Below are 26,246 nucleotides of genomic sequence, written 5' to 3'. Positions count from 1 at the left end.
ATGAGCACCGACGACACCACCACGACGGAGACCGAGGTATCGACATCCAACTGCGGCGGCGCGACGGCGGCCGACGCAGAGACCGAGACGGAGCGCAAATGTGGCGCATCCTCCGACTCGAACGGTTCGAAGTCGTCTTGCGGCGCGTCGACAGACGACGAACCCGAGGTCGGCTCGACGGCCGACGACTTCGACGCCGACCCGGGCAAACTGATCACCGTCGGCCTCGGCCCCGGCAAGCCGGAAGGGATGACAGCCCGCGCGAAGGCCGCCCTCGCCGACGCCGAGCACATCGTCGGCTATCGGACCTACGTTGACCTGCTGCCCGACGAGATCACGGAGGACGCCGAGGACATCTACTCGACGCCGATGTGCGGCGAGGTCTCCCGGACCGAGGAGGCGATCGACCGGACGCTCGCCGGCAACGACGTGGCGATCATCGGCTCGGGTGACCCCAACGTGTACGCGCTGTCGGGGCTGGCGCTCGAGATCCTCGAATCGAAGGGCGGGTCGGCCGACGCGGTCGACTTCGAGGTCGTCCCCGGCGTCCCCGCGGCCCAATCCTGCGGGGCGCGGCTCGGCGCGCCGCTGGTCAACGACACCGTCTCGGTGTCGCTGTCGGATCACCTCACACCGATGGCGGAGATCGAATCGCGGCTCCACGCCGTCGCGCCCGAGGGGTTCACCATCGCGATCTACAACCCCTGGAGCCGAAAGCGCCGGGAGAACTTCCAGACCTGCTGTGAGATCCTGTCGGAGCACCGCGACCCCGACACGCCCGTCGGGGTCGTCCACGGCGCGTCCCGCGATGACGAGGCGACGATGATCACCGACCTCGAAACGCTGCCGGAACTGGGCGAGGAGGAGATCGTCGACATGACGACGACGATCATCGTCGGCAACGAGGACACCTACGTCTTCGAGGATCGGATGGTGACTCCCCGTGGCTACGAGACGAAGTACGACTACTGACCATGTCCTACGAGATCACGGTCGATCTAACGACCTGCGACGGGATCTTCGCCTGTCTCGTCCGCGACGGGCGCTTCGAGGAGGCCGACGACGGGCTGGTGACGCTGCCGGACGGTCGCCGCGAGGACGGCGAGCTGCGCGTGACGTTCGACGACGACCGCCTCGGCGAGGCGCGCGACGCCGCCGCGGCGTGTCCGCTCGACGCGATCGACGTTCGGGAGGTGACGGAATCGTGAGTCGCGAGGATGAGCGAAGCGAATCCTCGAAGGAGCGAGCGGGAGGAGCGGGGCGACGACACGCGAGCCGCGAGGGCGAGCGAAGCGAGCCCTCGAAGGAGCGAGCGGGAGGAGCGGGGCGACGACACGCGAGCCGCGAGGGCGAGCGAAGCGAGCCCTCGAAGGAGCGAGCGGGAGGAGCGGGGCGACGACACGCGAGTCGCGAGGATGAGCGAAGCGAATCCTCGATGGATGCGAGCGGTAAAACCGCGAGCCACGAACTCGACGCGCCGACCGACCTGCTCGACGCCCACCCTGAGACGGCGTACTTTTCGGGGCGCGCCGTCGGCGACGGCGAGGTGACCGCCGAGAGCGTCACGGTCCGGACGAACGACGAGATCGCCGCCGAACGGTTGGCGGCGGTAGCTGGGGCCGATTCGGTCAACCACCGGAGCACCGAACGCGAGTACGCCCACGACACGTCGATCACCCGCAGCGAGGACACCTACACGGTCCGGATTCACGGCCCCGTCGGCGACCGGGCCGCGGCCGCGCTCGGTTTGCCGTTCGAGGGCCAGCCGGACGGCTACCGGCTCGACGCGCTCGCCGAGTACGACAGACAGCTCCTGCGCGGACTCCTCGAAGGCTGCGGCACCGTCTGTTTCAAATCGTCGTCGGGAACGGTCGGGATCTCCTTCGTCGCCGACGACCGCAAACTGCTCGAACGGATCGCCGGCCTGCTCGATTCGGCCGACGTGGACGCCCCGTACGGCGAGATCTCCGAGACCTCCTCGGGTGGTCACTGGTTCGGGCTCGACGACGAGGCGGCTCCGGACGTCGGCGCGTGGCTGTATCGCGACTGCGCGGAGACCGGGCTGTTCGCGCCGACTCGTCGCCGCAAGCTGCGACGGAGCATCGAGGAGGCCGACGCGTACTAATGTTGGACGACGAGGCGATCGTGCTGGCGGGGCACGGCTCCCGCAGGGAGCGCTCGAACGAACAGGTTCGCGAGCTGGCGGTTGGGCTCGAAGCCCGCCTCGGCCTCCCGGCCGACGCCGGGTTCATCGAACTCGCCGAGCCGTCGATCGAGGAGGCGATCGCCTCGCTCGCGCCCGCCGTCTCGGACGTGACGGTGATCCCGCTGTCGCTGTTCGCCGCCAGCCACGTCAAGGCCGACGTGCCGCTCGTCGTCAACGAGGCGCGCGCGGAGCACGACCTCGCGATCCACAGCGGCCGCCACCTTGGCGTCCACCCGTCGATCGTCGAACTGCTCGACGACCGCGCGGCCGCGGTCGAGGCCGACCTCGGCGTCGACAGAGCCGACGACGACGTGGTGGCGGTCGTCTGCGCCCGCGGCTCCTCGGACCCCGACTCCAACGGTGACGTCCACAAACTCGCGCGGCTGCTGTACGAGGGGCGCGACTTCCTCGACGTCGAGGCCGCGTTCATCGGCGTGACCGAACCCCTCCTCGAAGACGCGCTGCACACCGTCTCGAAGCGCCGCCCCGACGCGGTCGTCGTCGTCCCGTACATGCTCGGCGACGGGGTGTTGACCGACCGGATCCGCGAGCGAACCGCCGAGTTCGACGCGGACTACCCCTACGCCGTCGCCGGCTGCGGCGAGCCGCTCGGCACCGACGACCGGCTCCTCGAGGTGCTCGCCGATCGGTTCGAAGAGGCCCGAACCGGCGACGTGTCGATGTCTTGTGACACCTGCAAGTACAAGGTCGACCTCGAGGGGTTTGAGGGCGAGGCGGGCGGCGCGCGGGCCATGCTGCGCGCGATGACGCACCGGGCGGCCCACGAGGACCGCTCGGACATCGACGCGGAGCCGCACGTCCACGACGCGCCCGACAAACACGTCTCCGTCTGCACGAACCGGACCTGCGCCGGACAGGGGGCGACGGAGCTGTTAGAGCGGCTCCGACAGGCCGCGAACCGCCGCGACGTCGACGTGACGATCACCCGCTCGTCGTGTCTCGACCGCTGCGGAGAGGGGCCGAACGTCGCGGTCTACCCCGACGGCGTCTGGTACGGCGGCGTCGCTCCCGACGAGGCCGACTCGCTGGCGGCCTCGCTGGCCGAGGACCGAATCGTCTCCCGACTGGTCGATCAAACGCTGTAACCCACTCACCATGACCTGCCACGAAATCGAAGCGCTGCGACTCGGACTGATGAACAGCCTCGGCGTCGGCGACGACGCCACGAAGAAACACGCCCGCGACGAACTGGGGGACGACCCCACCCCCCACATCGAGGCGCTCGCGACGGCGGAGACGCTCGCCGCGTGCAAGCGCCACCTCGACACCGCCGTCGTCGAACTCGAATCCGAGGTCGCCGCCACCGACGCCGACGCACCCGACTTCGATTATCTCCGGGGGCGACTGGTCGCGGTTCGCGACGCCGAGGCGGCGCTCGACCGCCTCCTCGACCACGGCGAGGGGATCCTTGACGACCTCGGCGAGACCCACCACGGGCTCCACGAGATCTTCCCCGCCGATGGATGACGCCGTCCCCGCTCCCGAACGTCGGGTCGACCTCGGCGACCTCGACCCCTGTGGCTCCCGACAGGCGGGCCGGCGGTCGGGCCTCGCGCTGATCGACGGCGGTCCGGTCGTCGGCCTCGCCGACGGTTCCGTCCGGGCGTTCGACGACGCTGGCGAGGAACGCTGGCGCGTCGACGGCGAGGGCAGCGCGATCACACTCGCCCCGTTCGCGGATGGCGTCCTCGTCGGCGAGCGCTCCACACGCGGTGCGATTCGGTTCCTCGTCGATGGCGAGGAATGCTGGCGATACGAGGCGGTGGATGACGTTGGCGCGCCGGCGAAGGACACCCGATTTTTTCTGCCGATGGTCGTCGACGCGGCCGTTTCGGACGGAACCGCGTACGTCGCCGCCAGACGCTACGAGTGCCGCGACGAACGGTACTTCGAGAGCGCGGTGTACGCGCTCGCCCCCGACGGCGAACTGCGGTGGCGGTACGACGCCGACGCGTCGCCGGTCTCCGTCACCCCGTTCGACGGCGGCGTCGCCGTCGCGTACAACCGCTGTCCGAGCGATCACGACGACGGGCTCGTCGTCCTCGATGCGGAGGGCGCGGCGCGGTGGACGTGGGACCCCGACCGGTCGGCGACCCGGCGCGTCGGCGACGTGGCGGCGTTCGGTGACGGTCTCGTCGTCGCGAGCCACGCCGACTACCGCGGCTACCGACTCCTTGACGGCGAGGCGGTCTGGCGCGTCGACCTCGGGCGGCCAGAACCCGAGGGAGACGAGGTCTACACGTATCCGAACCACGTCGCAGCCGGCGAATCCGGGGTCGTCTTCGTGACCAGCAACTCCTTCCCGAGATCGGGCCGCGAGACCGACGAGCGCCACCCGAACGAGCAGTCCGCGTTCGGCTACACCGCCGGGGGCGAGCGACGCTGGCGCGCCCCCGTCGGCGGCTTCTGTCACGAGATCGCGACCGATGGCGATCGGGTGCTCGCGCCCGTCGCCCAGCACTTCCGGGATCGCAACCGAGCCGTCCACGGCGTTCGGCTGTTCGACGCGGCCGACGGGCTCCGCCACGCCCGCGATACCGAGGGCGTCTGTACGGCTGCCGCCCTCGGTGGCGATCGAACGGCCGTCGTCGAGGAGCCGGTCCGATACCACGACGGCGACGGGGCGGCGCTCGGCGCGTACGCGCTCGTCATCGAGTGACGCGCGGCGCTCCCGCGGGATATTTGACGACCCGCCGGCGACGTAGCGTACGATGCAAGAAGCAGCACTCGCGTTCGCGGCGGTCATCGGCGTCGCCGGATTCGCCGCGATACTCGCCGCGCGCGAGCGCTATCTCCGATATGTAGCGTTTCGGGACGCTCTCGCCGCTTCGGCGGTCCCTCGCGGACGTGAGCCGACCGTCAGCGGTCGGCTCGACGTCGACGCGCCCGCGACGCCCGAGCAGTCGCCGCCGCCGGAGTTCGACGAAAACGGATCGCCGGGGCTCTGGGCGTGGCGCATCCGCCGGAAGGTAAGCGCCGTCGGCCAGTCGCGACCCCAGTGGACCACCGCCGACGGCGGCCTCGCAGTCGGCGAGATCTCGATTCGTCGGAACGGCGACAGCGTCGGGATCGATCACGCGTGGCTCACCGACGAGGGCGGCACGCTCGACGGGCTGGTCGATCCGTTCGAAACCCCGTATCTCTGCGTCGGCAAGCCGGACGCGAGCCTCCCGCTCGGTAGACTCGACCCGATGACGCGGCGGTTGGAGCGGTGGGCGATCGACGGCGAGGACGGCATTCTGAACGAGCTCGGGTTCAGCCGTCCCGACCGCGGCTCGATGACGCCGGACCGGTATCAGGCGACCGTCATCCAGGAAGGAGACGAGATCGCGGTCTACGGCGACCTCGACGAGACCGGAGAGGAGGCGGTCGTTCGGGGGACCGACGAGTCACCGCTCGTGCTCGTGTTCGGCGAGCCCGAGTCGAGACTGGCCGCGCTCCGCGGTGCGGTGTTTCGCCGCGCCGGACTCGGAGCCGCACTGCTGCTCGTGGCCGGTATCGCGCTGGCGACGAGCGGTATCTAGCGCACCCGTTCCGCGTCGGGGCCGAACGCCTCGGCCAGGAGCCCGGGCACGTCCTCGGGGCGAACCTCGGCGTACCACTCGTTCTGTGGCTGGATCGTGATCGCGGTACCGGCCTCGCTACAGAGCCCGAGGCAGTCGGTCGTCGAGACGCCGACGGGTGACCAGAAGGCGTCTCGCTCGCGGAGCCACCTCTTCACCGCCGCCGTCGTCTCCTCGCCGCCGGCGTCCGCACAGCAGGCGTACTCGGCGTCGCGGTCGTTGACGCAGACGAAGACGTGGGCGGCGAGTCGGGTCGTCTGCTGGTCGGTGCGTCGTTTCACGGACGGTTCATCCAACGAGCGCGTCGTCGCTTGGACCTGTCGGTTCGGTCGTCGGCGCGGTCCCCCGGCGTCCGAGCGCGTCGAACGCCGCCGCGACGAGCAGCCACAGCGCCGCCTGGCTCAGGACGGCGAGCGCCCGATACGCCGAGACGAGATCGGTCGGCAGCCCCGGGTGCGTCGTCACCGTCGGGGCCGCGAGCGAGAGGGCGACGACGACCGCGAACGGGAGCGCACCGGCCGCGAGGCCCGCGCCGACGCCGTGGGAGCGACCGCGTTCGTACGCCGCGGCAGCGGCCGCGACCGTGATCGCACCGAGCGCGACGAGGCCGACGTAAATCCCGAGTCGGGCGTCGATCCCGTAGGCGTGCTCGGCCCCCGGCGCGGCCGGCGGCAGGACGAGCCACGGCACGCCGGAGACGGTCAAGAAGCCGGCGGCGGCGAGCAGGTACGGTTTCGCTGCGCTCGGCCCCGGAACGGCCGGTTCGAGGAAGTACAGCGCGACGGCGAAGACGCCGCCGAGGAGTATCGCCCACAGCAGGCCGCTGCCCGCGCTGACGGCGGCGACCGTCGTCTCCGAGACGACGGTCCCGGCCTCGTGAGCGTGCCCACCCGCTTCGTGCGCGTGTGCGTGACCGTGGTCGTGGCCGGCCTCGGATCCCGCCTCGTGAACGTACTCGCTGAGGGGGTTCCCGACGAACACCATGTACGCCGCGTAGGCGATCCCAGCGGCGACGCCGGCCGCGACGCCCCGCCGGAGGTAGCGTGCGAACATCGATCAGTGGCAGGTGATGCCGGCGGCGTGCCGGAAGTTGTGCATCGAGTCGTGGGCGAGCGGCTCCTGTACGAACAGGAGCAAGAAGACGATGGCGGCCCCGAGCGCGAGGCCGGTGGCGATCTGCGTCGGCGTCAGTCCGTGTCGGGCGAGTTCGAGTCGATCCCCGACGGTTTCGTTCGCGTTCATAAATTCTACTTGTTCTTCTGAAAGCTAGATTGTAAAACTTCGGGTTCGATCGCCCGGCGGCTACTGCGACCCGCCGAGTTCGCGCTCGACGCGCTCGGCAGTCAGCGCCTCCAGTGGGACGACCGATCCGTCCGCCGCGTTCGCGACGTCGGCGAGGAGGCCGCGTCCCTCCCCGGCCTCGACGCAGACGACCCGAGCGCCGGTCGAGGCGAGCGCGGCGGCGGCGTCGCGTGTCTCCGCGGTCGGGTTCGCCCCGGCGTTGGCGCGGCCGTCCGAGACCACCACGGCGACGGCCGAGTCGGGTTCGGCGCGGTCGATCACCCGCGCGGTCGTCCGCAGGCCCGCCGGGAGGGGCGTCCGATCGCCCGTCGGTAGCGTCTTGAGATGGCGCGCCGCGAGCGCGACGGAGTCGGTCGGCGGCAACAGCACCTCCGCGTCCTCCCCGGCGAAGGCGACGACCGCGACGCTGTCGCGCTCGGTGTAAGACCCCTCCAGCAGCTCGAGGACGACGCCCTTCGCCGCCGCCATCGCGGGGCGCATCGACGCCGAGGCGTCGACGGCGAAGACGACGAGCGCCTCCCCGGATCCGGACCGAACCGACCGCCGGAGGTCGCGGGTCTCGACGCGGTCGCGCCCCCGGGCTGCGGCGGCGCGAACCGAGGCGGCAGCGTCGACGCTCCCGCTCGGGTCGGCCGGTTCGGTCCGGACGCGAACGCCGCCGTTTCGGGTGGAGCGCTTCGATTTCGCCCGCCCGCCATCGCTTCCGTCTCCGACCGATGGCGTCTCGAGGTCCGGTGCGGTCGCGCCGTCGATCGGCTGCCTCGATTGCCCCGGAACGAGGGGGGTTGCCGGTTCGGCATCGTCAGCCTCGGACGCTCCGTCGTCCGCCTCGGCGGGGTCGCTCCCGCTCCCCGCTTCCGGTGTCGGTGCTGGCTCGCTGTCCGTCGTATCCGTCTTCCGACCTTCGTCCCCATTCGACGTTTCGGCCGATTCGTCCGCCGATCCGCCCCCCTCGCGTTCTTCTCGCGCTCGATCCTGCTCGTCGTCCGGGCCAGTTTCAGTGTCCGAACCCTCCGCGTCGGTCGGCCCCTCGCCGCCGTCGTCCGTCCCGGTTTCCGACCCGTCTCCGGAGTCCGGCTCCCCGAAGTGGTCGTCGATCACGGCCTCGGCGTCGGGGGCGTCCTCGAACGGCGTCGAGCGCATCCGGTGACCGAGCGCGAACGAGGCCGCCCGCCGAACGTCGCCGTCGGTGACGGTCGGCCGCCCCTCGAGCGCAGCGAGCGTGCGGGCCGCCCTCGCGGTCGCAATGTCGGCGCGGTGGCCGTCGACGCCTGCTTCGAGGCAGAGCTCGGCGATCTCGCGTTTGTGCGCGTCGGTCAGTTCGACGGCGTCGAGCAGGTTGCGCGCGCGTCGCAGCCGCTCTCGGTGCGCCTCGGTGTCGTCGTCCGGTTCGGCGTCGCCGAGATCGCCGTCGATGATGGCGACGCGATCCTCGACATCGCGCTCGCCCTCGACGTCGACCGAGAGCGCGAAACGGTCCCGCAGTTGGGGGCGGAGGTCGCCCTCCTCGGGGTTCATCGTTCCGACGAGCGTGAACTCGGCGGGATGGGTACGGCTGACGCCGTCGCGCTCGACGCGGTTGGTTCCCGAGGCGGCCGCGTCGAGCAGCGCGTCGACGAGGTGGTCGTCGAGCAAGTTCACCTCGTCGACGTAGAGGATCCCCCGGTTCGCCCGCGCGAGCAGCCCGGGGTCGAACGTCGCTTCGCCCGCGAGCGCGTCCGACACCGAGAGCGTGCCGACGACGCGTTCCCGGGTCGCCCCGAGGGGAAGCGTCACGAGCGGGACAGCCCGCGTCTCCACGGGGACCGTCGCCCGCTCGCGGCACTCGTCGCACTGCCGCTGGCGATCGGCCGGCGGGCACCCGTACGGGCAGTCGGCCACCGCGCGCTGTTCTGAGAGCAGATCGGCGAGCCCCCGGACGAGCGTCGACTTGGCGGTCCCCTTCTCGCCGGTCACGAGCAGCCCGTCGAGGCCGTCGTCGGTCGCGACGCACAGGAGCGCCTCCTTCAGCCGCTCCTGTCCGACGACCGCGCCGAACGGCGTGGAAACGCTTTTGTCGTCGGCGAAATCAAACACAATTGAATTAACACAAACAGAGTTTATGAACCTTATGCCAACCGTCGGACTCTACACCGCGACCGAGAACGAACTGGGCGCGCTCGCCCGTGCCGCCGGCGAGGTCGACGCAGACCTCGTCGTCCGCTCCGAGAGCGACCTCGACGAACCGGAGTCTGTCGAGGCGTTCTGCGAGGAACTGACCGACTGCGACGTCGTCGTGCTGTGGCTCCACGGCGCGGAGGACAGCATGCCCGGCTACGACCGGGCGATCGATAGCTGCTACGAAGCGGGCGTCCCCGTCGTCGTGAAGGCGACCGGCGACGCCTTCGCCGTCGAGGACACGACCGTCCCCTCGACCGTTCGCGAAACCGTCTCCGAGTACCTCGACCGCGGCGGGAGCGCGAACCTCGCCAACTGCGTGCGGTACCTCACGGATCGCTTCACGCCCGCCGACCCGGCGTACGACGATCCCGTGACACTGCCGACGGAGGGGGTGTATCACCCCGATCACCCGGGGGCGTCCGTCGAGGAACTGTACGCGACGCTCGACGACGCCAAGCCGACCGTCGCCGTCTGGTTCTACGAGTCCCACTGGACCCACGAGAACACCCGCTACGTCGACGCGCTGGTGCGAGCGATCGAACGCGAGGGTGCGAACGCCCTGCCCGTCTTCTGCAATCCGGTCACCGACTCGGAGGAACAGCAGGACGCGGAGTGGGTCGTCGACACCTGGCTCACCGACGACGCCGGCGACCCCATCGTCGACGCGGTCTGCTCGTCGTTCATGTTCTCGCTGTCGATGGCCGAGCGCGGCCGCGAGGCCGCGGACGAGGGCAGCGACGCCGAGGAGGTGTTCTTGAAGCGCCTCGGCGTGCCCGTGATCCAGACGGTGACGACGATGCGCTCTCGCTCGCGCTACGAGTCGAGCGACACGGGCGTGATGGGCTTCGAACTCGCGCTCTCGGTCGCCCTGCCGGAGTTCGACGGCAACGTCATCACTCACCCGATCTCCGGGAAGGAGCGCACTGACGACGAGGCCGGGATCGGCTCCGCGCCGAAACAGCACTTCCCGATCGCCGACCGCGTCGGCCACGCCGCCTCGCTCGCGGTCAACTGGGCGACGCTTCGACACACGCCGAACGCCGACAAGCGGGTGGCCGTCGTCCTGCACAACTACCCGCCGAGCGACGACGGGATCGGCACCGCCTTCGGGCTCGACTCGCCCGAGTCGACGGTGAATCTGCTCGATGAGTTGCGAACGCGGGGGTACAGCTTTGACGGCCGGTTTCCCGACTCCGGCGCGGAACTGATCGACGCGCTCACCTCCCAGCTGACGCTGGACGACCGGTGGGTCGCCCCGGAGGACGTTCGTGACCTCTCGGTCGACGTCGTGTCGACCGAGCAGTACGCCGAGTGGTGGGCCGACGCTGACGCGGGCTTCCGCGAAAACGTCACCGAGGAGTGGGGCGACCCGCCCGAGCGACCCTTCGCGATTCCTGGCGTCGAGTTCGGCAACGTCCTCGTCACGGTCCAGCCGCCCCGCGGGTTCGGGATGGACCCCTCGAAAGTGTACCACGACTCGGACCTCCAGCCGCCGCACGACTACTACGCCTTCTACGCGTGGCTGCGAAACGACTTCGACGCGGACGCCGTCGTCCACCTCGGCACCCACGGCTCCCTGGAGTGGCTGCCGGGCAAGACCGTCGGGCTGGACGCCGAGAGCGCCCCCGACGCGCTCGTGGCTGACCTGCCGAACGTCTACCCCTACATCGTCAACAACCCCGGCGAGGGGACGCAGGCCAAACGGCGCTCGTACGCCGCCGTCGTCGACTACCTCACGCCGCCGATGGCCAACGCGGGCACCTACGACGACCTCGCCGAGCTCGAAGAACTCGCCGATCGCTACCGCGAGGCCGGCGGCGAGGCCGGCGAGACGGTCGAACGGCTCCTCCGGGAGACGATCGACGAGTTGGACCTCGCCGTCGAGTTGGGGATCGCGGGCGAGATCTCGGAACGAGCGGACGTTCGCGGCCCCGACGAGGCCGGGACGACGCTCGCGGAGGGCGAGGTGGCGGGCGACCGCGTGGCGATCGACGAACTGGTCGAGCGCGTCCACGCGTATCTGACCGACGTGAAGACCACCCAGATCCGGATGGGGCTGCACACGATGGGCGAACCGCCCGCGGGCGATCGCCTCGTCGAGTACCTCGTCGCGCTCACGCGGCTCAAAAACCCCGGCGGGCCGTCGCTGCGCGAGTCGGTTGCCGGCGTGTTGGGCGTCGATTACCAGCGCATGCTCGACGCGCCCGGCGAGTACGACGAGACGCTCGGGATGACCTATTCGCAGGCCGCCGACGAGGTACACGAACTGAGCGTCGAACTGATTGGGACGCTCGCCGACCACGGCTTCGACGTGCCCGAGGCCGAACCCGACGCCGGGCCGGACGACGAGACGACGATGAACCTCCTCGTCGTCGATATCGAGCCACTCGGCGACGCTCGCGTGCGCGGCGGCGCGCACGACGACCTCCGGAAGGCGCTCGCGTACATCTGCGAGGAGGCCGCCCCCCGCGTCCTCGACGCCGAGGTCGAGGTCCCACGAACCGCCGACGCGCTCGCCGGGGAGTACGTCCCGCCGGGCGGTTCCGGCGCGCCCACGCGCGGGGGCGTGGACCTGCTGCCGACCGGGCGGAACTTCTACACGCTCGACCCCCGGAAGGTGCCGGCGCGGTCGGCGTGGGCGGTCGGCCGGGAAGTCGCCGAGGGGACGCTCGAACGCCACCACGACGCCGAGGGCGAGTATCCCGAGGAGGTCGGCGTCGTCGCGTGGGGCACGCCGACGGTCCGAACCCGCGGGGAGACGATCGCGCAGGTACTCGCGCTGATGGGCGTCGAGCCGGTCTGGACCGACGCGGGCCGGATCGACGACGTCGAACCGATCCCGCTGGAGAAACTCGGTCGCCCCCGCGTCGACGCGACGACGCGCGTTTCGGGGCTCTTCCGGGACGCCTTCCCGCAGGCGGCGGGTGTGATCCACGACGCCGTCGAGGCCGTCGTCGACCTCGACGAATCCCACGAGATGAACTATGTGAAAAAACACGTCGACGAGGAGGCCGAGGCGCTGGAGGCAGACGGACTCGACCCCGACGACGCCCGCGAGGCCGCCCTCCCCCGCGTGTTCACCACCCGCCCCGGCGGCTACGGCGCGGGCACCAACAAGGCCGTCGACGAGGGCAACTGGGAGGATCGCTCGGACCTCGCCGACGTGTACGTCCAGTGGGGCGGCTACGCGCTCGGCTCGCGGGGTCGCGTCTCGGCGGACCACGAGGCCTTCCGGCGACGGCTCGGGAGCGTCGAGGCGACGGTCAAGATCGAGGACACGATGGAGCAGGACGAGTTCGACTCCTCGGACTGGTACGCCTTCCACGGCGGCTTCATCACCGCCGTCGCGGAGGTGGCCGGCGAGGAGCCGGCCTCCTACGTCGGCGACTCCTCTGACCCTGACAACGTCTCCGTCTACACCAACGAGGAGAAGGTCCGCAAGGCGATGCGCGCCCGCGTGCTCAACCCCGAGTGGCTCGACTCGATGGAAGAACACGGCTACAAGGGCGCGGGGGACCTCTCGACGACGGTCGACGTGACGCTCGGCTGGGACGCGACGACCGGCGTCGTGAGCGACGCGCTGTGGGCTGACGTGGCCGAGAAGTACGCCTTCGACGAGGACAGACAGGCGTGGATGCGCGAGGTGAATCCGTGGGCGTTCGAGTCGATCACCGACACGCTGTTGGAGGCGATCGATCGCGGCCTCTGGGATGCCGACGAGGGGACCGAGGAACGGCTGGCCGATCTGAACCTCTCGGTAGACGGCGACCTCGAAGAGCGAACGTCGAACCCCGGCGTCGTCGGGGAGGTGACGAGCGATGACTGACGCGACCGACGACGAGTTCGAGGCGTACGCCGACCTCGGCGCGACGACCGCCGACGCGATGGAGATCGCCGAGACGAGCATGGACCGGGTCCACGAACTGGTGCCTCAGGAGACGCTCGCAGATCGGATCCGGGCCAAATCCGTCCACGCGACCGGCGACTCGGAGTTCCAGCATCTCGTGCGCTTCACCGGAACCGACGACTCCGAGCCGGTTCGGGCTGGCGCGCGCGCCGTGTCGAACGAGCGCCCGATCGTCACCGACATCACGATGGTGCAGGCGGGGATCACGGGCCGGGGCCACGACTGCCCCGTTCGCAAGGCGATCGGCAACGGTGCCGAGTTGGCCGCCGAGACGGGGATGACGCGGACGGCGGCCGCGGTGCTCGAACTCGACCGCGAGGGCGTCTACGACGACGCGATCGCGACGATCGGCAACGCCCCGACCGCCGCCCTGGCGCTCGCCGACTGCATCGAACAGGGCACCCGGCCGGCGGTCGTCGTCGCCACCCCGGTCGGCTTCGTCAAGGCCGCCGAGAGCCGCGAGCGGATCCGCGAGGTGTGTGCCGACCACGGCGTCCCGGCGATCACCAACGTCGGCCGCCGCGGCGGGAGCGGGCTCGCCGCGGGGCTGACGAACGAGCTGATCCACGTCGCGAGCGACGCCCGAAACGGTGACGTGGTGCTGGACGAATGACCGACGCCGTCGACTTCCCCGACGACCCGGGTGCGTTCGCTGCGCGTCGCCCCGAACCCGATCCGACCGACGACGCGCCCGTCCACGCCGTCGGGATCGGCCCCGGCAACCTCGAATACCTCACCCCGCGCGGTGCGCGCGCGATCCGCGAGGCGGACGTGGTCGTCGGCTTCGAGACGGTCGTCGACTTCGTCCAGGACGAAATCACAGGCGAGGCGCTGACCTGCGGCTACAGGGACGAACCCGAGGTACTCGCTGAGTTCGCCGACCGGGTCGCCGAGGGCGCGCGCGGGACGGCCGTCCTGATGGGCGATCCGAACCACTCGGGCTACCAGTTCGTCGGTAAGGTCGAATCGGCGGTCGACGCGCCAGTACGGGTGATCCCGGGGATCTCCTCGCTGCAGATTGCCGCCTCGCGCGCCCGGACGCCGATGGAGGAGACGACGTTCGTCACCCTCCACAAGAGCGGGCCGATCGAGGCCGATCTCGAACGCCTCGAACGCGACGCCGGCGACAGACACCTGCTCGTGTTGCCGCGCCCGTTCGATTGGATGCCCGAGCGGATCGCCCACCGGCTGCTCGAATCGGGCGCGCCTGACTGCGAGGCCCTCGTCTGCGAGCGACTGACCCACGACGACGAGGCGATCACACGCGCGTCGCTGTCGGAGCTGGCCGCCGATGTCGACTCGGAGGAGGGCACCGCCTTCTCCGATCTGTCCGTGCTCGCCGTTCGGCGGTAGCCGCCGTCCGCGAAAGTTGTCGGTCCGCAACAATTTTCTCCCCGCTATCATATACGAACGGTATGGACGGGATCGACGAGGAACTCGCCTTTCTACTGCGATCCGACAACCGGATCGAGGTGCTTTCGGCGCTCGACGACGCGGCCCCGCTCGACCGATACGAACTTGAGGGCCGCCTCGGCGCGTCGAGGCGGACGATCACCCGTATCGTGGGGACCCTCTCCGAGCGCGGGTACCTCCGCGAGCGCGACTCGGGATACGCGCTCTCGGCGTTCGGGATCGCGATCGCGCGTGCATACAACGGCTACCGAGAGACCGCCGGGCTCGCCGACCGGTACCGACTGCTCCTCCGACATCTCGACGCCGATCGGCTCGCACTCGACCCCGAACTGCTCAGGGGTGCGGAGCTGATCGTCGCGACCGAGTCCAGTCCGTACGCCATCCTCGATCGGATGCTCCAACTGCGGGCGGAGGCGACGCGGGTCCGAGAACTGGCCCCGACGGTCGGGGCCAAGAGTCTCGGCCAACTCGCCGAGCGGGTCGAGGCTGAGGAGGGGTTCGAATTCGAGGCCGTTCTCCCGGCCCCGGCGCTCGACGACGCCGCATCACACCCGGAGTACGCCGAGGCTCAGCGGACGATCCAGGCGTCCGGGGCGGTCGATCTCTACGTCTCCTCGGCGTCGTTCTCGTTCGTGCTCGGCGTTATGGACGGAACGGCCGTCGTCGGCGTCCAGGTCGACGACCGCCCGTACGCGCTCGTCGAGAGTACACGCCCCGAGTTCCGCGAGTGGGTCGACTCCCGCCTCGACGAGTATCGGGCCGGGGCGACCCCGATCACCAAGTGCTAATGGCTTTTACACTCGACACGCCGTGTCGTGGCTGCCAGCGGGTGTCACTATACGCTCGCGGATCCTGATCGGCATGTCGGGGCGGGGAGGGATGTGCCGATCGCGCGAACGGCACTGTCAAGCCTTTTGCTGTCTAACCGTCGCTCGAACGCGCATGGTAACCAGACGGACACTCGTACTCGGAGCGACGAGCGCGCTCGCCGCGAGCGCCGGCTGCGTCGGGCTCGGTGACGAAGGTGCGCCGACCGACCCGCCGGGAGACCGGGAGGGCGGGACTGGCGGAACCGATCCGGAGGACCAGCCGACGCCGACCGATTCCTCTCCGGCGAGCTACCACTTTCGGGCCGCGCCGGTCGAGGTCGACGATCTCGAACCGGTCCTCTCGACGGACGAGCCGGCCGTGGCGGAGCTCGATGCACTCGTCGCGGTGGTCGTCGAGGTCACGGAGTCCTTCGAGGTCGTCTACCGGTCGATCTCGGCGGCGGACGCGGCAGCGTTCGAGGCGCTCACCGAGGACGTCCAACGGTATTACGCCGGCAACCCGCCGGGATACTACATCGGTCACGAGGGAAGACGCGTCTCGGTGACGCTCGGCGGCGGCTGAGCGTCAGTGCCCGCGACCGTCGGTCGCGACGGGACGGACCGTGGCGGTTCCGGAGCCGAGCGCGCGCGCCTTCGCGAACTCTGCTTCGATGGCGTCGGTGACGGCTTCGTGGGTGCCGAGCGGATCGGCGTACGCGAGGCCGCCACGATCGAGTTCGAGCTTCTCGGGGATCGCGCGCTCGCTCTCCTCGCAGGCGGCGAGGAAGAAAGGAACGACGACGGTGCGGTCGCCCGAGAGATTGTACCGAAGGCACTCGACGGCGGGGTTCTGCACCAGATACGCCGTCGCGACCTCGCCGTAGGTGGTCGTCTCGCGGAGCCTGGTCGCCTGTTCTTCGGTCGTCGCGTGCGATTTCGACCCGGCCGTCTCGCCGAAGGCGACGAGCGCCAGCGACGCCTCCTCGCCGGGGGTGACCACCGCTTCGGCCCTGTCGGCGAGGCCCCGAACGATAGCTGGGCTCGTCCCGACCGGCTCGCAGTGGTGAGCTCTGGGGAGCGCCCCGGGGATCGCCCGCGTCGTGTCGTGGTCGGGCGCGGGTGCCATCGGCACGACGTACGTGTCGTCTCCGGCATCGACTCTCGACGTCCGAATCGCCGCGCTCTCCGCGAGCTCCGTCGGCTCGTTTTCGTAGGTCGCGACGACCACGCGGTCGGCGACCGCCCGATCCCGAAGCCGCTCGGCGTGCCGTCTCGACGCACGCTCTGTGTGGCGTCTGCCGACGAGCACGAGTGTGTCTGTCATTGACCTTTAATTAAACTAAACTTTATTTAGCCCAACTATGCTTGTTCGACCGTGTGGGCCCATCCGACAAATAGCTTTCGGGAGATTCCGGGGATTCAAGTCTGCTTGTACGAAAGCAATCCCAATGACTCGATTCGTGCTCTGCGCCGGGACGACCCGGACCGCCCAGATCGACGAAATTAGCGCGGCCGGTGCCGATCCCGAACTGATGGTTCACACGCCCAGCGCCGACAGCGAGATCCTGACCTACGGCCGGCCGGTCCGGTCGCCGGTCGTCCCCGTCTCGCCGACCGGCTGTCCGACGCCAGCTGTCGTCACGCGCGCCGTCGTCGAACGGCTCGGCCTCGACACGACGGTCGTTGACGCCGGCTTAGCCGAACCGACCGGCGCGCCGACGGTCACCGTCGGCGCACACTCCGGTGGCGACATCAGAGAGCGCGACCCAGTCCCCTCCGCACCCGGTGCGTTCGCCGCGGCGCGGCAGTTCGGCCGACAGCTCCCCGACGACGAGCTGTTTCTGGCCGAAACGGTCCCCGGTGGGACGACGACGGCCCTCGGCGTGCTGACCGCGCTTGGAGAGGCCGACGTGTTGGGTCCCGACGACGAGGTCGTCGACGGCGCGGTCTCCTCGTCGCTCCCGGAGAACCCCCTCGAACTGAAACGGGAGGTCGTCGCCGAGGCGCTCGGCTCGTCGGCGCTCTCGCCCGGCGACGCGGCCGGCGAACCGACTGTCGCGTTGCGTCGGGCCGGCGACCCCGCCCTCGCCGTCGTCGCCGGCCTCGCCGCGGGCGCGCTCGAAACCGACACCGCGGTGACGCTCGCGGGCGGGACCCAACTCGTCGCCGCCGCCGCCTGCCTCCGCCACGGCGGGTACGGGGGCTCGCTGTCGCTCGCGACGACCTCCTTCGTTGCCGAAGACTCCTCGATCGACCTCGACCGGGCCGCCTCCGAGCTCGATCTCGACCTCACCGTCACCGATCCCGGCTTCACCGACGACCACCCCGCGATGGCCGCCTACAACGCGGGCGAGGCGAAGGAAGGGGTCGGGATGGGCGGCGCGCTCGCGCTCGCCGACCGGGCCGCGGTGCCGATGGCCGAGATCCGCGAGGGGATCCGCGAGGTGTACGATCGCCTCCTCGCCGAGGCCGACCGCGAGGTGCCCGCGCCGTGAGGGGTGTCGTCCTCGCGGGCACGTCCTCCGGCGTCGGCAAGACGGTCGCCTCGATCGCCCTCTTCGAGGGACTGAAGACGGCAGGCTACGAACCACAGCCCGCCAAGGGCGGCCCGGACTTCATCGATCCCAGCCACCACGCCGCCGTCTGCGACCGCCCCTCCCGGAGCCTCGATCCGTGGCTCTCCGGCGAGGACGGCTGTCTGCGCAACTACTGGCGCGGGTCGGGCGACGTCTGCGTCGTCGAGGGGATGATGGGGCTGTACGACGGGACGAACTCGACGGCGTACATCGCCGAGACGCTCGACCTCCCCGTGGTGCTCGTTGTCGACGCGAAGGCGGGTATGGAGAGCGTCGCCGCCTCGGCGCTCGGTTTCCGGGAGTACGCCGCGGTGGCCGGACGGGAGATCGACGTCGTCGGCGTCATCGCCCAGCGCGCCCACGGCGGCCGTCACGCCGAGGGGATCCGCGATGCGTTGCCTGAGGGTCTCGCGTATCTCGGCCGCATCCCGCCGTTGTCGGGGCTCGAAATCCCCGACCGACACCTCGGCCTCCACATGGGCGGGGAGGCCCCGATCGAGCCCGAGACGCTCCGGGAGGCGAGCGAGCACCTCGAGATCGAACGGCTGGTCGACCTCGCCCGAGAGCCGCCACGCCCCGAGCCCGAACCCTCGGGAGCAAAAACGGACGCGACGGTCGCCGTGGCCGACGACAGCGCGTTCTGTTTTAAATATCCCGCGACCGTCGAACGGCTCGCGGAGCGCGCCTCGGTCCTCACGTTCTCGCCTGTCGCCGGCGATCCGCTGCCGGACTGCGACGGCGTCTACCTCCCCGGCGGCTATCCCGAACTCCACGGCTCGGCGCTGGAATCGGGCGGCACCCTCGACGAACTGGGCGAGCGCGCCGCCGACGGCCTTCCCATCCTGGGCGAGTGCGGTGGGCTGATGGCGCTCGCCGAGACGCTGACCGACGCCGACGGCGAGACGCATCGGATGGCCGGCGTCCTCCCCGCCGACGTGCGGATGTGCGACCGCTACCAGGCGCTCGACCACGTCGAACTGCGCGCCCGCGACGACGCGCTCACCGCCGAGGCGGGCGAGACGATCCGCGGCCACGAGTTCCACTACTCGGCGGCCGACGTGGCCGCCGACGCGACCTTCGCCTTCGACGTCGAGCGCGGCGACGGGATCGCCGACGGGAAGGAGGGGCTCTCCGAGTACCGGACGCTCGGCACCTACGCGCACGTCCACGCCGACTCGGGCGCGTTCGACCGGTTCGTCGACCGTTTATAAATGGTCCGGGACGGTGGCGTTTCGTCCTTATAAATAGCGTCGAAACCGCCGAAATCAGCTTATAAACCCCAACGTGTCGGACGGACAGACTGTCAGCGTCGCTGTCGCCGCTCCTTTTACGTCGTCGTCCCGAACGCCGCGGCATGCTCGAACTGCTCGGCGTCGCCTGGTCGGCCTGGAAACTCAGCGCGAAGCGATTCGGCCCGGTCGGCGGGCTGCTGTTCGCTGCGGTCGCCGTCGTGGGGTTCGTCCTCCTGCGCGACTATTTAAACGAACGCTACCCGAAGCTCGGTAGCGCCGTGGAGACGGCCGCGTGATCTCGCCGCCGCGTGGGTGACGATCCGCACGTCGACCGATCGGTCACCTCCTGCGATTCTTTTAGAAGCGAGAACGTGGGACGGTCAACGCGCTGATCGATCCCGACTCCCTGGCGGCCCGCGAGTGGGTCGAATCGCTCCACGAGCGGTATCGCGCCGACGCCAGGCCCCTCGATCCCGACGTAGTCGCGGAGTGATCCCGTCGCCGACGATTCGCACGAACCGCCGCCGTCAGGATCTCTCCCTTCTCACGCCCGCATCGCCGCGTCGAGCGTGAACCGCCCCTCGTACAGCGCCGTTCCGACGACGACCGCGGCGGCCCCGACCTCTCTGAGCGCCCGCACGTCGTCGAGCGTCGAGACGCCCCCGCTCGCGACGACCGGGATGTCGACCGCCTCGACGACGCGCTCGACTGGCTCGCGGCGGACGCCCTCGAGTTGCCCCTCCACGTCGACGTCGGTAAAGAGGATCGCGCCCGCCCCCGCTGCCTCGTAGCGCGCGGCGGCCTCGGCGGGATCGAGCCCGGTCCCCTCGGTCCATCCGGAGACGACGACCTCGCCGTCCTTCGCGTCGAGGCTCACCATCACCGTCCCCGGATGCGTCTCGCTGATCTCGGCGACGATCTCGGGGTTCTCGACGGCCGCCGTCCCGAGGATGACACGGTCGACGCCCGCCTCGAGGAGCCCGACCGCGTCCCCAGCGGTTCGAATGCCGCCGCCGAGTTGGAGAGCCACGTCGACCGACTCGACGATCGCCTCGACGGCGGCGGCGTTCGCCCGTTCGCCCTCGAAGGCCCCGTCGAGGTCGACGAGGTGGAGGGTGTTCGCGCCGGCGTCGACCCACCGCTCGGCCGCCTCGACCGGATCGCCGTACCGCTTGCCCGTCCCGCGCTCGCCGCCGACGAGCTGGACCACCTGTCCGTCCTGCATGTCGACGGCTGGGACGACTTCGAAAGAGGGGAACACAGCTACGCGGGCGCGCCGAGGGGACAAAAGCGTATCCGTCGGTCGCGTCGGCTTCGGCCCGTTTCGGCGTCCCGCCGCGTGCCGGTACGAATCGGACAATCGTTGGGGTCGGTCCGCAGGCCGGAAATAACAGCAAGGTTCAACATACCCGAGCGTTAAACTCCGTAGTGATGCCCACTGTAGAATACCTCAATTACGAAGTGCTGGACGACAACGGCTGGGACATGGACGACGACGACCTCTTCGACAACGCGGCCGACGCCGGTCTCAGCGACGAGGACCACGGCTCGCTTGAGGTCGCCGAGGGCGAGTACATCCTCGAAGCCGCCGAAGCCCAGGGCTTCGACTGGCCGTTTTCGTGCCGCGCCGGCGCGTGTGCGAACTGCGCCGCCATCGTCAAAGAGGGTGAGATCGACATGGACATGCAGCAGATCCTCTCCGACGAGGAAGTCGAAGAGAAGATGGTCCGACTGACCTGCATCGGCAGCCCCGCCGCCGACGAGGTTCAGATCGTCTACAACGCGAAACACCTCGACTACCTGCAGAACCGCGTCATCTGAGGATCGACGCGACGTGTTCGCCGCCGCTACCGCGGCTTCCGGGCGATCCGACGTTTTCTCCGCGTTCTCCTGCCGCGAGTACTGACACCGAACCGTCGGGGTACGCCGCTGGAAAAACGGTGCTTCGAGCGGTCGTGAACGATTCTACCGCGAAAACATCCGAAAGCCGATCCGGTCGAACGAGGTCGAAGCGCCGACTCACCGACCGAGCCGCGCTATCCGAACTTGCCGGTGATGTAGTCCTCGACGCGGCTGTCGCTCGGGTTCTCGAAGATCGTGGCGGTCTCGTCGAACTCGACGAGTTCGCCGCCGGTGAGAAAGACGGCGGTCTTATCCGAGATTCGCGCTGCCTGCTGCATGTTGTGGGTGACGATGACGACGGTGTACTCCTCGGCGAGGTCGTCGATCAGATCCTCGATCTTCGAGGCGGCCACCGGGTCGAGCGCCGACGTGGGCTCGTCCATGAGGATGACCTCCGGGTCGGGGGCGATCGCGCGGGCGATACAGAGTCGCTGTTGTTGACCCCCGGAGAGGTCGAGCCCCGACGAATCGAGTTGGTCTTTGACCTCGTCCCACAGCGCCGCGCCCTTGAGCGCGCGCTCGACATCCTCGTCGGTGGCTGATTTGCCCTGCACTTCGAGGCCGTACGTGACGTTCTCGCGAATCGACTTCGGAAACGGGTTCGGCTTCTGGAACACCTGGCCGATCGTCCGCCGCAGGGCGACCGGATCGACGTCGTCGTCGTAGACGTTCTTGCGCTTGAAGACGACCTCGCCTTCGACGCGACAGGCGTCGATCAGATCGTTCATCCGGTTGATACACCGCAGGAACGTCGACTTGCCGCAGCCGGAGGGGCCGATCAGCGCCGTCACGCCGTGCTCCGGAATCTCGATCGAGACGCTATCGAGCGCCTGCTCGTCCCCGTAGTACACGTCGAGATCACGGGTCTCGATGACCGTCTCGGACACCCCAGTGCGTTCGGTGGTCTCGGCTTCGACCGCCGTCGTTATCAGTCGGTTCGCGTCCGTCTCTGCGTCCGTGTCCGTCTCCGAACCGGTCGCAGTGAGTTCGTTGTTTGCCATATTAGCTTCCTCGCTCCATTTTGTTCCGAACGACGATCGCCGTGGCGTTCATCGCGAGCAGCACGATCAAAAGTGTCACGACGCCCGCGGCGACCACGCCGTATCGGAACTCCGCCTGCGGATAGTTCGCCCACGCGTAGATCTGCAGCGGCATCGCGCTGAGCCGACTCCAGATGTCCGCCGGCGCGCTGAAGACGGTCGTCGCCCCGCCGATCATGATCAGCGGCGCGGTCTCCCCGATCGCTCGCCCGAGCGCGAGGATCGTCCCCGTCAGGATCCCCGGCGTCGCCTCGGGGAGTACGACCTTTTTCGTCGTCTGCCACCGCGTCGCGCCCATCGCGTACGACCCCTGTCTGAGTTCGTCCGGCACCGAACGGATGGCCTCCTGTGCGGAGATCACCGTGATCGGGAGGATGAGCAGCGACAGCGTCAGCGAGGCTGTCACGGCTGTCCCGAAGCCGAATCCAAGCAGATTCGCGAACAGCCCGAGCCCGAGCAGGCCGTAGACGACCGACGGGACGGCGGCCAGGTTCGCGATGTTGATCTGGATGATCCGGGTGATCGTCCCGACGACGCCCGTTCCGGCGGTGTACTCCTCGAGGAAGACCGCCGCGCCGACGCCGAGCACGAACGACAGCACCGCGACTAACGCGATGATGATGACCGAGCCGACGATCGCCGGATACAGCCCCGCTTCGACGGCGTTTCGCGACGGAGCCTCGGTGACGTAGCTCGGGTCGAGCCACGGATCGGGCGCGGCGATGCCGAACGTCTGGACGAGGAACGCGCCGAGTAACGCCCCGCCGCCCACCAACACCGGGAGGAGCAGGCCGATCCGCGCCTCGCCGGCGTCGAGCGCGCCGTGGAGGTACACTGTGGTCGGTGCGACGGCGGCGACGAACACGATGACGGCCGAGCCCTCGGGGAGCGGCGACGCGCCGACGACCGTGCCGAGGCCAGCCGCCGCGAGCGACAGGCCGCCGACCACGCCGGCCGACAGCTCGCTCCCGCCCCGCGAGAGGACGAGCGCGCCGGCCGTGAGCGCGACCGGAACGCCGATCGCCCACGCGAAGATGAACGGCGGCGTCAGGTACGTCTGGATGATCGTCCGGAGGACGACCGCCGCGACGATCCCGACGACGCCGATCGGAACGGACAGCGTGATCGCGCGCTTCCGGTCACGAACGTACCCGTACGCGCGGATGATCCCCGCCGGGAGGACGCCGAGCGTGTACACCAGAAACCACAGCCGCACGTCGAGGATACTGAACACCATCGCGACGGCCAACCCGAGGGCGGCCCCGCCAACGATCCGACCGAGCAGGCCGACGCCGTTTCGACCTACCGGACGCTGACTGCCGACGAAGACCACGTACGTGACCACCGGGACGGCGACGACGAACAGATACGCGAGCTGCCACGAGAGCCGCGGAATCGGCCTGATCAGCAGTTCGATCGCCTCGAAGACCACGGCGGTCGCCACGAGCCCACCACCGAGGACGAGCACGACCCGCTGGACGAGCGCGCGGTCGCCGGCGCTGTAGAGGTTGAATCCGATGAGCGGGAGCACGAGCGTGACGAAGTACACGAGGAGCCACTGGGGGCTGGCGTTCGAGAGGTCGAACGCGTCGATGAACACGTAGATCAAAAGCGCCGCGAGCGCGACGAGGCCGACGACCGACGCGCCGAAGGAGAGATACCGGAAGACGACCCCCTTCGTCCGACTGACCTGCCCGAACGCCATCTCGCTCGCGTCCTGTTCGACCGCCATTCAGTACGCCTCCCGATATCGTTCCGCGATGAGATCGCTGAGGACGTTCATCACGAGGGTGATGACGAACAGCGCCAATCCGAGCGCGAACATCGAGTCGTAGGGCAACGTGCCGCCGGTGAGGTCGCTGCCGGCGATCTGGACCATCGAGACGGTGATCGTCATGCCGGAGTCGAAGAGCACGTCGCCGGGGTGGATGTAGGGGATGCCGAACAGCGCCTCCCGGATCGCCGGCATGTTCGCCTGTGCGCCCATGGCAACGACGACGATCATCGTCTCGCCGATCGCGCGGGAGATGGCGAGGATGTACGAGGAGGCGATCCCCGACAGCGAGGCGGGGACGACGACCCCAGTCGAGACCTCGAACTTCGTCGCGCCGAGCCCGTAGCCCGCCTGCCGGAGCGAGTCCGGAACGGCGCTCATCGCGTCCTCGCTGATCGAGGAGACCATCGGGATCGTCATGATGCCGACCATGATCGATGCCGACAGCGCGTTGAACGTGCTCATCTCCGGGAACAGCGTCGCTTTCAATGCCGGCGTGACGTACACGAGCGCGAAGTAGCCGTAGACGACTGTGGGAACGCCGGCAAGCACTTCGAGCATCGGTTTCAGAATCGATCGCACGCGCGCCGTCGCGTACTCGCTGAGGTAGATCGCGGTGAGCGTTCCGATCGGGAGGGCGATGAACGCCGCCGTGATCGTCACGGTGATCGTCCCGATCAGGAGGGGGATGATCCCGAACGACAAGCCGCCGCCGCGCGGGTTCGGACTCCATTCGGTGCCGAACAGGAAGTCAGTGACCGGTACCTCGAAAAAAAACACGAGCGTGTCCGAGAGCAGCGTCGCGAAGATCGCGATCGTCGTCAGGAGCGTGATCGCGGCGCAGGCGACGAAGACGCCGCCGTAGCCCGTCTCTTTGAGCTGCTGGACGCCGCTCGGTCGCTGAAGGTCCGGGGCTCCGGAGCGTTCACTCATCGGCGATCACCCTTCCGACTCCGGACGTGGCTGTTCGCCACCGGATCACGGCGACCGAGGCGCGTCGTCGACTCGATCGACAGGGGTGTCGCCGGTACATCGGTCGCGTTAGCCCTGCGCCTCTTCGATCGCGTCCTCGAGTTTCTGCATCTGCGCCTCCTTCGTCTCCTGTGTGGCCGGCACGTACCCGACGTCGCCGGCGACGATCTCCTCGTTGTCCGTCTGGCTGACGAAGTAGCGGGCGAACTCGGCGACGTGTTCCTTGCCGAGCGACTCCATGGAGGGGTAGGTGAAGAGCGGACGCGAAAGCGGGGCGTACTCGCCGGAGGCGGCCGTTTCGAGGCTCGGTTCGACGGGGCCGTCGCCGTTGTCGATCGCGACGGGCGTGATCTGGTCTTGGTTCTGGTACCAGTAGGCGAAGCCGAAGTAGCCGATCGCGTACTCGCTGCCCTCGACACCCTGGGCGATCGTGTTGTCCTGTTCGGTCGCCTGGTAGTCGTCGGTGTGGCCGCGCTCGCCCATGACGTTCTCGAGGAAGTAATCGTAGGTGCCGGACGTGTCGGCGGCACCGTAACGCTCGATCTCCTCGTTCGGCCACTCGTCGCGGATCTCGTCCCACGTCTCTGCCGCGTCGGCCTCCCATATCTGGGCCAGTTCCTCCACCGTCATTTCTGTTGCGAAGTCGTTCTCGTTATTGATGACGACGGTGAGCGCGTCGGTCGCGGCGATGAGTTCGACGTACTCGACGCCGTTTTCCGCACAGAGATCCTCCTCTTCGGGCTTGATCGGTCGACTCGCGTTGTTGAAGTCCGTCTCGCCGACGCAGAAGTAGTTCGCGAAGCCGCCGCCGGACCCGGTCGAACTGATATCGATGCGCACTTCGGGGTTGTCCTCCGCGAAGTCCTCCGCGATCGCGGACATCAGCGGGAAGACGGTGCTGGATCCGGCGATGTTGATATCGCCCGAGAGGGTTCCGCCGCCGTTTCCGTTACCGTTGCCGCCGTCGTTTCCGTTACCGTTGCCGCCGCCGTTTCCGTTACCGTTCCCTTCGGTTTCTGTACAGCCCGCGATGGCCGCGCCACCGAGAGCCGCGCTGGCGAGGAGAAACTGCCGGCGGCTGTTTCGGTTCGAGGCTTCATTACGATCGGGTGTCCTTTCGGGCATCACCCGTGGAAAGTGGAGGGGATCATAAGAACGATGCTATGATATCTATATATTCAACTATACTCCTATAGTATCGGTCGAGCGGTCGATCGTTATCTGCTGTGCGACCCGCATGAAGTAGCGTTTTTGCACGTACGGCCACGATCTTTCGCGTGTATGTGTGTCAATGGTATATCGGATCCGCGAGGTTCCGATCCGGTCTTTCGCGTCGCATAACGGGTTTCTACCCCGGACTGTGTCGGGT

The 26,246-nt window shown here is 69.1% G+C and carries 26 protein-coding genes; 16 read left to right on the top strand and 10 right to left on the bottom strand.

Going from position 1 to position 26,246, the window contains the following annotated elements; all coding sequences use genetic code 11:
- From cobJ to DM868_RS08755, 7 genes are all read left to right on the top strand, one after another.
- Positions 1 to 972, top strand: coding sequence for a precorrin-3B C(17)-methyltransferase (cobJ, locus tag DM868_RS08785; protein ID WP_137276509.1), 972 nt, complete (start codon positions 1 to 3; stop codon positions 970 to 972).
- A gap of 2 nt (positions 973 to 974) precedes the next feature.
- Positions 975 to 1,208, top strand: a complete 234-nt coding sequence (locus tag DM868_RS08780; protein WP_137276508.1) for a ferredoxin — start codon at positions 975 to 977, stop codon at positions 1,206 to 1,208.
- Between the two features lie 227 nt (positions 1,209 to 1,435).
- The gene (locus DM868_RS08775; RefSeq protein ID WP_137276811.1) at positions 1,436 to 2,125 is read left to right on the top strand and encodes a cobalamin biosynthesis protein; all 690 of its coding nucleotides are present in this window, start codon (positions 1,436 to 1,438) and stop codon (positions 2,123 to 2,125) included.
- The gene (locus DM868_RS08770; protein ID WP_137276507.1) at positions 2,125 to 3,312 is read left to right on the top strand and encodes a CbiX/SirB N-terminal domain-containing protein; all 1,188 of its coding nucleotides are present in this window, start codon (positions 2,125 to 2,127) and stop codon (positions 3,310 to 3,312) included. The genes DM868_RS08775 and DM868_RS08770 overlap by 1 nt, the downstream gene beginning before the upstream one ends.
- Positions 3,313 to 3,322: 10 nt before the next feature.
- Complete coding sequence (locus DM868_RS08765) at positions 3,323 to 3,694, top strand: DUF3209 family protein (RefSeq protein WP_137276506.1); 372 nt, start codon at positions 3,323 to 3,325, stop codon at positions 3,692 to 3,694.
- A complete protein-coding gene (locus DM868_RS08760; protein ID WP_137276505.1) occupies positions 3,687 to 4,886 on the top strand; it encodes an outer membrane protein assembly factor BamB family protein in 1,200 nt (399 codons plus the stop codon). The genes DM868_RS08765 and DM868_RS08760 overlap by 8 nt, the downstream gene beginning before the upstream one ends.
- Positions 4,887 to 4,938: 52 nt before the next feature.
- Entirely contained in the window at positions 4,939 to 5,751 is an 813-nt protein-coding gene (locus DM868_RS08755; protein ID WP_137276504.1) for a hypothetical protein, read from the top strand.
- Here the strand turns inward: DM868_RS08755 and DM868_RS08750 are convergent.
- Genes DM868_RS08750 through DM868_RS08735 form a run of 4 tightly spaced genes read right to left on the bottom strand, consistent with a single transcriptional unit; the run spans position 5,748 to position 9,171 of the window.
- Complete coding sequence (locus DM868_RS08750) at positions 5,748 to 6,071, bottom strand: (2Fe-2S) ferredoxin domain-containing protein (RefSeq protein ID WP_137276503.1); 324 nt, start codon at positions 6,069 to 6,071, stop codon at positions 5,748 to 5,750. The genes DM868_RS08755 and DM868_RS08750 overlap by 4 nt on opposite strands.
- Positions 6,072 to 6,078: 7 nt before the next feature.
- Positions 6,079 to 6,843: a CbtA family protein gene (locus DM868_RS08745; RefSeq protein WP_137276502.1), complete on the bottom strand. Its 765-nt coding sequence runs from the start codon at positions 6,841 to 6,843 to the stop codon at positions 6,079 to 6,081.
- 3 nt (positions 6,844 to 6,846) lie between these two features.
- Entirely contained in the window at positions 6,847 to 7,032 is a 186-nt protein-coding gene (locus tag DM868_RS08740) for a CbtB domain-containing protein (RefSeq protein WP_137276501.1), read from the bottom strand.
- 60 nt (positions 7,033 to 7,092) lie between these two features.
- On the bottom strand, positions 7,093 to 9,171 hold the full coding sequence (locus DM868_RS08735) for a VWA domain-containing protein (RefSeq protein WP_137276500.1): 2,079 nt from the start codon (positions 9,169 to 9,171) through the stop codon (positions 7,093 to 7,095).
- Positions 9,172 to 9,202: 31 nt separating this feature from the next.
- Here DM868_RS08735 and cobN point away from each other — a divergent pair, with 31 nt between their 5' ends.
- From cobN to DM868_RS08710, 5 genes are all read left to right on the top strand, one after another.
- Positions 9,203 to 13,078 (top strand): cobaltochelatase subunit CobN, encoded by a 3,876-nt coding sequence (gene cobN / locus DM868_RS08730; protein WP_137276499.1) that lies wholly within the window; start codon positions 9,203 to 9,205, stop codon positions 13,076 to 13,078.
- On the top strand, positions 13,071 to 13,772 hold the full coding sequence (locus tag DM868_RS08725) for a precorrin-8X methylmutase (protein WP_137276498.1): 702 nt from the start codon (positions 13,071 to 13,073) through the stop codon (positions 13,770 to 13,772). Before cobN ends, DM868_RS08725 begins: the two co-directional genes overlap by 8 nt.
- Positions 13,769 to 14,512, top strand: a complete 744-nt coding sequence (locus DM868_RS08720; protein ID WP_137276497.1) for a cobalt-precorrin-7 (C(5))-methyltransferase — start codon at positions 13,769 to 13,771, stop codon at positions 14,510 to 14,512. Before DM868_RS08725 ends, DM868_RS08720 begins: the two co-directional genes overlap by 4 nt.
- Positions 14,513 to 14,574: 62 nt before the next feature.
- Complete coding sequence (locus tag DM868_RS08715; protein ID WP_137276496.1) at positions 14,575 to 15,360, top strand: helix-turn-helix transcriptional regulator; 786 nt, start codon at positions 14,575 to 14,577, stop codon at positions 15,358 to 15,360.
- 154 nt (positions 15,361 to 15,514) lie between these two features.
- Positions 15,515 to 15,964, top strand: coding sequence for a hypothetical protein (locus tag DM868_RS08710; RefSeq protein ID WP_137276495.1), 450 nt, complete (start codon positions 15,515 to 15,517; stop codon positions 15,962 to 15,964).
- A 3-nt stretch (positions 15,965 to 15,967) separates the two neighbouring features.
- Here DM868_RS08710 and DM868_RS08705 read toward each other — a convergent pair whose 3' ends face one another.
- Entirely contained in the window at positions 15,968 to 16,705 is a 738-nt protein-coding gene (locus DM868_RS08705; RefSeq protein ID WP_137276494.1) for a CbiX/SirB N-terminal domain-containing protein, read from the bottom strand.
- A gap of 124 nt (positions 16,706 to 16,829) precedes the next feature.
- Here DM868_RS08705 and DM868_RS08700 point away from each other — a divergent pair, with 124 nt between their 5' ends.
- The 3 genes from DM868_RS08700 (at position 16,830) to DM868_RS15100 (ending at position 19,485) form a co-directional block, all read left to right on the top strand.
- Entirely contained in the window at positions 16,830 to 17,876 is a 1,047-nt protein-coding gene (locus DM868_RS08700; RefSeq protein ID WP_137276493.1) for a nicotinate-nucleotide--dimethylbenzimidazole phosphoribosyltransferase, read from the top strand.
- Positions 17,873 to 19,168 (top strand): cobyrinic acid a,c-diamide synthase, encoded by a 1,296-nt coding sequence (locus DM868_RS08695; RefSeq protein ID WP_137276492.1) that lies wholly within the window; start codon positions 17,873 to 17,875, stop codon positions 19,166 to 19,168. The genes DM868_RS08700 and DM868_RS08695 overlap by 4 nt, the downstream gene beginning before the upstream one ends.
- 143 nt (positions 19,169 to 19,311) lie before the next feature.
- Entirely contained in the window at positions 19,312 to 19,485 is a 174-nt protein-coding gene (locus DM868_RS15100) for a hypothetical protein (RefSeq protein WP_170964466.1), read from the top strand.
- A 248-nt stretch (positions 19,486 to 19,733) separates the two neighbouring features.
- On the opposite strand, the gene hisA is transcribed toward DM868_RS15100, so the two are convergent.
- Positions 19,734 to 20,450, bottom strand: coding sequence for a 1-(5-phosphoribosyl)-5-[(5-phosphoribosylamino)methylideneamino]imidazole-4-carboxamide isomerase (gene hisA / locus DM868_RS08690; protein ID WP_137276491.1), 717 nt, complete (start codon positions 20,448 to 20,450; stop codon positions 19,734 to 19,736).
- A gap of 170 nt (positions 20,451 to 20,620) precedes the next feature.
- On the opposite strand from hisA, the gene fer reads away from it, so the two are divergent.
- A complete protein-coding gene (fer, locus tag DM868_RS08685; protein WP_137276490.1) occupies positions 20,621 to 21,010 on the top strand; it encodes a ferredoxin Fer in 390 nt (129 codons plus the stop codon).
- A 215-nt stretch (positions 21,011 to 21,225) separates the two neighbouring features.
- Here the strand turns inward: fer and pstB are convergent, their stop codons facing one another.
- From pstB to DM868_RS08665, 4 genes are all read right to left on the bottom strand, one after another.
- A complete protein-coding gene (gene pstB, locus DM868_RS08680) occupies positions 21,226 to 22,092 on the bottom strand; it encodes a phosphate ABC transporter ATP-binding protein PstB (protein WP_137276489.1) in 867 nt (288 codons plus the stop codon).
- 1 nt (position 22,093) lies between these two features.
- A complete protein-coding gene (gene pstA / locus DM868_RS08675) occupies positions 22,094 to 23,863 on the bottom strand; it encodes a phosphate ABC transporter permease PstA (protein ID WP_137276488.1) in 1,770 nt (589 codons plus the stop codon).
- A complete protein-coding gene (gene pstC / locus DM868_RS08670; protein ID WP_137276487.1) occupies positions 23,864 to 24,838 on the bottom strand; it encodes a phosphate ABC transporter permease subunit PstC in 975 nt (324 codons plus the stop codon).
- A 108-nt stretch (positions 24,839 to 24,946) separates the two neighbouring features.
- Positions 24,947 to 26,002, bottom strand: coding sequence for a PstS family phosphate ABC transporter substrate-binding protein (locus DM868_RS08665; RefSeq protein WP_137276486.1), 1,056 nt, complete (start codon positions 26,000 to 26,002; stop codon positions 24,947 to 24,949).
- Between the last annotated feature and the right edge of the window lie 244 nt (positions 26,003 to 26,246).

This window comes from Natronomonas salsuginis (assembly GCF_005239135.1).
In the GTDB taxonomy this organism is placed as follows: Archaea; Halobacteriota; Halobacteria; order Halobacteriales; family Haloarculaceae; genus Natronomonas; species Natronomonas salsuginis.
This window is presented reverse-complemented; position numbering and strand designations above follow the sequence as displayed.